Genomic DNA, 5,698 nt, shown 5'->3' with positions numbered 1-5,698 from the left:
CGGGCAGATCGCCGGCTGGTCGGCGCTGTTCTACACCTTCCCCGCCCAGCTCGCCCGCTATGAGGACGCCTTTGCCGGCCAGGGGCCTTCGCCCGCTTTGGGCCTCAGCCTCTGCCTCGCCGCCACCGCGCTCTGCGCTCCGGCGTCCGGCGCATGGATCGACCGGGGGCGGGCGCCCTGGATGATGCCGCTCGGCGCGCTGATCGGCGCGGGCGGGCTCGCCGGCGTCAGCCAGGTCGAGAGCCTTTGGAGTTTCTACGCGCTCTGGACGCTGATCGGGGCGGCCTCGTCCTTCTGCCTCTACGAGCCCTGCTTCGCCCTGCTGACCCGCGCCCGCGGCATGGGGGCCCGCAAGGCGATCACCGCGGTGACGCTGGTCGCGGGCTTCGCGACGCTGGTCGCCTTCCCGCTGGTCTCGGCGCTCGACGCCGCCTTCGGCTGGCGCGGCGCGACGCTCGGCATGGCGGCGCTGGCCGGGCTGGTCGCGGCCCCCCTGCTGGCGATGGGCGCGCGGATGGCCGAGGCCGAGGCCCCGCCCCGCGCCCCCGGTCCCCGCCGCCGCGGCCCGGGGTTCCTCGAAGCGCTCAAGCGGCCCGGCGTGGCGCGGGTGGCGACGGCGTTCGCGGGCGCCTCGCTCTGCCACGGGCTGGTCGCCTCCAACGTGCTGCCGCTGATGACGGATCTGGGCGCCTCGGCCGCGGTGGCGATCGCCGCGGCCTCGGCCATGGGGCCGATGCAGGTGGTGGCGCGCATCGCGCTGACCGTGGCCCCCGCCCGCTGGCCGGCGGCGGCGTTGTCCTGCATCTCGCTGACCATGCTGGCCTGCGCCGCCGCCGCGCTGATCTTCGTCGCCGCCGGACCCTGGGCCGCGGCGGGCTTCGTGTTCCTGCAGGGCGGCGCGGTGGGGTCGATGACCATTTTGCGCCCGGCCACGCTGATGGAGGCGGCGGGGACGGAGGATTTCGGCGCCGTGTCGGGCGCGGTCGCCCTCTTCCTCATGCTCGGCATGGCGGCGGCCCCGGCGCTCGGCGCCGGGATCCGGGCGCTGGCGGGGCCGGAAGTCACCCTGCTCGCCGCCGCCTGTCTGCCGGCGCTGGGGGCCTTGCTGCTGATCCCGCTGTTCCGGCGCCGCAGGGGCGGGATTTGAATGGTTTCGGGAAACTATCAAACGACGAAACACGAGACCTGGAGCGATTCCAGCCCGCTCCACGCAGGGAAAATCGCTTGAGAAATAGTTAAAACTGAAACAGCCCGGTGCGGGCCGCCCCGCCGGGGGCGGCCCGCCGTCGGCTCAGGCGGCCACATCCAGCCCGCGTCCGCGCAGCAGCGCCTGCGGATCGGGCTCGCGCCCGCGGAACCCCAGCCAGGCCTGCATCGGATCCTCGCGTCCGCCCGCCGAAAGGATGTGCCGGGCCAGCCGCGCCGCCACCTCCGGATCGAAGGGGCTGCCCGCCTCCTCGAAGGCCGCGAAGGCGTCGGCGTCCATCACCTCGGACCACATGTAGCTGTAATACCCGGCCGAATAGCCGTCGCCCGAGAACACATGCAGGAAATGCGGGGCCGAATGGCGCGCCCGGATCGCATGGGGCATGCCGATGCGCGCCAGCAGATCCGCCTCGAACATCACCGCGTCGAACCCCTCCGCGTCGGTCAGCCGGTGCATCTCATGATCGGTCAGCGCCGAGCCGAGATATTCGGCCGTCGAAAACCCCTGCCCGAAGTTGCGGGCGGCCAGCATCCGCTCCATCAGCTCCAGCGGGATCGGCGCGTTGGTCTTGTAGTGACGGGCATGCGCGGTCAGCACTTCGGGCGCTTCCAGCCAGTGCTCGTAAAGCTGGGAGGGCAGCTCCACGAAGTCCCGCGCCACCGAGGTTCCGGCGAGCGAGGGATAGCGCACATCCGACATCATCCCGTGCAGGGCGTGGCCGAATTCGTGGAACAGCGTGCGCGCATCGTCGAAGCTGAGCAGCGTGTCGCCGCGCCCCGCGCCTTGCGCGAAATTCATGACGTTTAGGATCACCGGACGCACCGCGCCGACCTCCGGGTCGAAATTCTCCTGGCTCACCATCTGGCTCATCCACGCGCCGGAGCGCTTGGAGGACCGGGCGAAATAGTCCCCGATGAAGAGCGCGACCGGCTGGCCGCCCTTGGTCACCTCCCAGGCGCGGGCGTCGGGGTGATGCAGGACCAGGCCCTCGACCTCCTTGAACTCCAGCCCGAACAGGCGATGGGCGCAGTCGAAGGCGGCCTCGATCATGTTCTCCAGCGGGAAATACGGCTTCAGCTCGGCGTCGGAGATGGCGTGGTCGCGGGTGCGCACCTTCTCGGCCCAGTAGCGCCAGTCCCACGGCTCCAGCACGTCGTTGGCGCCGGCCTCGCCGGAGGCCTTGGCTTCCGACAGCAGCCGCGCCGCCTCCGCCTCGGCCTTCAGCTTGGCGGGAGTCCAAACCCGCATCAGCAGGTCGCGCACGGCGTCCGGCGTCTTGGCCATTTCGGGGGCGAGCTTGAAGTCCGCGAAGGTGGGGTAGCCGAGCAGGTTCGCGCGTTCGATCCTCAGCGCCACGATGCGGGCGATGATCTCGCGGTTGTCATGGTCGCCGCCATTGGCCCCGCGCGCGGTCCAGGCCCGCCAGGCCTTCTCGCGCAGGTCGCGGCGCGGGCAGAGCTTCAGGAACGGCTCGACCGAAGACCGCGCCAGCGTCACCGCATGCCCCGTCGCCCCGCGGTCGGCGGCGGCGCGGGCGGCGGACGCCACCAGGCTCTCAGGCAGATCGGCGATATCCTCGGCGTCGAGCGGCAGCGTCCAGGCGCTTTCGTCGGCCAGCACGTTCTGGGCGAAGGCGGTGGAGAGCTTGGAAAGCTCCTCCATGATCTCCGCCATCCGCGCCCGCCCCTCGGGCGCGAGCCGCGCGCCGGAGCGCTCGAACGCCCGCAGCAGCAGCTCCAGCACCCTCGCCTGCTCGGGGTCGAGCCCGTCGGACGGGACCGCGTCCACCCGGGCGGCCAGCGCCGGATCCATCCACACCGCCGCCGAATGACGGGCGAGGCGGGGGGCCATTTCGCGCTCGATCGCCCGCAGCGCGTCGTCGGAATGGGTCGAGGCGAGCGTATAGAACACCGTCGCCACCCGGCCGAGCCCGCGCCCCGCGCTCTCCAGCGCCGCCACCGTGTTCAAAAAATCGGGAGCGGCGGGCGCGTCGCGGATCGCGGCGATCTCGGCCAGGTTCGCCGCCAGCGCCCGGTCGAAGGCCGCGCGGATGGCTTCGGGCGTCGCGATCCCGAAGGGCGGCAGGCCGTAGGCCTCGTGCCAGGGCGCGTCGAGCGGCTGGGTCCCGGTCGTGGCGATCTCGGTCATGGAGGCTCCTCTCGGGGGGCGGATGGGACATGGATGGCTGGGCGGTCGCGGTCCGGCCTTGCCAAGCCGGCGCGCGACGCGGAATGTCGCAGCCGGGACGCTGTCCGCGCACCGGCGTTGCATTTCATATAGGAGATGCCGGCCGGGCCGGCCAGATGAGGCGCGCGCGGCCCCGGCCGGCGCAGCCGGATGATGCGATGATGCGCGATGCGGCATGGGGATCAGGCGGCTTGGGTGGCGACGGCGGAAGTCCGAAGGCGGTGCTGGAACTGCGGATGCTCGGCGCGGCGCTGGCCCGCGTGCCGGACGGCGCGGCGCTGACCACGCTCGGGGCCAAGGGCATGGCGCTGCTGGCCTTCGTGGCGCAGCAGCCCGGCGCCACCGTCACCCGCGACGTGCTCGTCGACCTGCTCTGGTCCCAGGGCTCCCCCGACCAGGGACGCGCCTCGCTGCGCCAGGAGCTGCGGCGGATGAAGCGCGCCATGGGGTCCCTGTTCGACGCGGCGGTGGAGACGCCGGGCGGCCAGATCGCGCTGCGCCCCCATGCGGTGATCACCGATGTGGCGCGGGTCGAAGCCGCCTGCGCCGCGCGCGACACCGTCGGCCTTTCCGCCCTGCTCGACAGCTATGGCGGCGCGCTGCTGGCCCCGCTCTCGGTGGCCGAGGCGCCGTTCCAGGACTGGGTCTCGGTACGCAACTCCAATCTCGAGGCCCAGGTCTCCGACGGCCTCCTGCGCCTGATGCTGCTGGACGAAAGCGCCGGGCGGCTCGACCGGGCGGCGACCGCGGCGCGAAAGCTGCTCGACATCGACCCGTTGCAGGAGGACGTGCACGCCGCCCTGATCCGCATCCACGTGGCGGGGGGGCGCCTGCCCCAGGCCCAGCGGCAGGCCGACGCCTGCCGCGCGATCTTCCGGACCGAACTCGGCGAAGCGCCCGAAACCGATCTCGACGCGCTGATCCCCGCCCGCCGGCCCAGGCCGGCCCACGCCGCGCCCGAGCGCGAAAAATCCGCGCGCGCCAAGGCCGCCCTCCCCCGGATGCGCCCTGCCCCCACCCGCGCGCTCGCCCCTGACCCGCGCCCGCTGGTGGCCATCGTGCCCTACGGCGCCGACCCCGCCTCCCTCGCGCTGGCCGAGGCCGTCGCCGACGCCGCCATCGCCCAGTTCGCCCAGATCGGCTGGATGCGCGTGCAGGGCCCCGCCGCGCTGCAGGCCGCCGGCATCGGGCTCGCCGATCTGACCCGGGCCGCCGACTACGCCGTGACCCTGCGGGCCGAGGCCGGCCCGGACGCGAGCGCCGAGATCGTCACCGCGGCCCGCGCCGGCGACGCCGCGGCCATCGCCGCGCGCCGCCTCGACTGGCCCGAGGGCGGCGAGATCGGCCGCGCCGCGGGTCTCGGCCGGATGCTGGCCGGCGCCCTCGCCTCCGACCTGCTGGAGGCGGAGACCGCGATCGCCCTCGCCCTGCCCCGCGCAGAGGCCGACGCCCTGCGTCCCTCCCCCGACGCGACCGGTGTCCTGCCTTCGACCGCCTCCTGGACCCGGCTGATGCGCGCCCGCGGCCTCGTCCTCCAGGGCGGGCCCGAGGCCGTGGCCCAGGCCCGGGATCTGCTGGAGCCGCTCGCCCGCAGCGGCGACGCCGACGCGGCCGAGCTGGTGGTCCTCGCCTTCAGCCACCTGGAGGAAGGCTGGTCCGGCCGCTCCAACGCCCCGCGCGAGGCGCTGTTCCGCGGGCGGGAGCTCGCGCTTCGCGCCCTGCGCCGCGCCCCCGGCGACCCCTGGGCCCAGCACGCGCTCGGCATCGCCGCGGCGTTGATGGAGGATCCCGCCGCCGCCCGCGCCCATCAGCTGCGCGCCCTCTCCCTCGCCCCCGGCTTCGCGCCGGCGCTGGGCGAGATGGGGCGGCTGCTGGCGCTCGCCGGCGACGCGGAGGAGGCCGAGGCCTGGGCCGCCCGCGCGCTCGCCACCGCGCCGGGGGCGGCCGAGGCCGCGCATTGGCTGCGGGTCCCGGCGCTCGCCCGTTTCGCGCTGGGCGACCATGCCGGGGCGCTGGCGTTCTGCGACCGGGCGCTCGCCGCCCGCCCCGACTGGTCGCATACGCGGCTGCTGCGCCTCGCCTGCCTGACCGCTTTGGGCCGGACCGCGGAGGCCGACGCCGCGCTCGCCGCGCTCCGCCCCACCCTCGCGCGCCTCTCGCCCGACGCGGTCCGCCTGGTCCACGCCTTCGACGACCCCGCGCTGGTCGAAGCGATCCTCGCCCCCTTCGCGAGCCTCTCGGTCGACGCCTGACCCAAGCGCCGCCCGTGGCGTGCCGGCGACGGCGCAACCGGCGACGCCCTCG

Annotated in this window: 3 protein-coding genes; 2 read left to right on the top strand and 1 reads right to left on the bottom strand. The window is 74.4% G+C overall.

The window, feature by feature from the left end:
* A partial coding sequence (locus ACTB72_RS20110) for an MFS transporter (RefSeq protein ID WP_463038804.1) occupies positions 1 to 1,147 on the top strand: 1,147 nt, incomplete at its 5' end.
* A 144-nt stretch (positions 1,148 to 1,291) separates the two neighbouring features.
* Here the strand turns inward: ACTB72_RS20110 and ACTB72_RS20105 are convergent.
* Positions 1,292 to 3,355, bottom strand: a complete 2,064-nt coding sequence (locus ACTB72_RS20105) for a M3 family metallopeptidase (RefSeq protein ID WP_463038803.1) — start codon at positions 3,353 to 3,355, stop codon at positions 1,292 to 1,294.
* 230 nt (positions 3,356 to 3,585) lie between these two features.
* On the opposite strand from ACTB72_RS20105, the gene ACTB72_RS20100 reads away from it, so the two are divergent.
* Positions 3,586 to 5,646, top strand: a complete 2,061-nt coding sequence (locus tag ACTB72_RS20100) for an AfsR/SARP family transcriptional regulator (RefSeq protein WP_463038802.1) — start codon at positions 3,586 to 3,588, stop codon at positions 5,644 to 5,646.
* Positions 5,647 to 5,698 lie beyond the last annotated feature (52 nt).

The organism is Albimonas sp., assembly GCF_055129145.1.
The sequence above is the reverse complement of the archived record's forward strand: the minus strand, read 5'-3'. Positions and strand labels throughout refer to the sequence as shown.

What these genes read in the sequence shown, in the direction of transcription:
- ACTB72_RS20105 (WP_463038803.1), bottom strand. Translation starts at nt 3,355, where the DNA reads ATGACCGAGATCGCCACGACCGGGACCCAGCCGCTCGACGCGCCCTGG.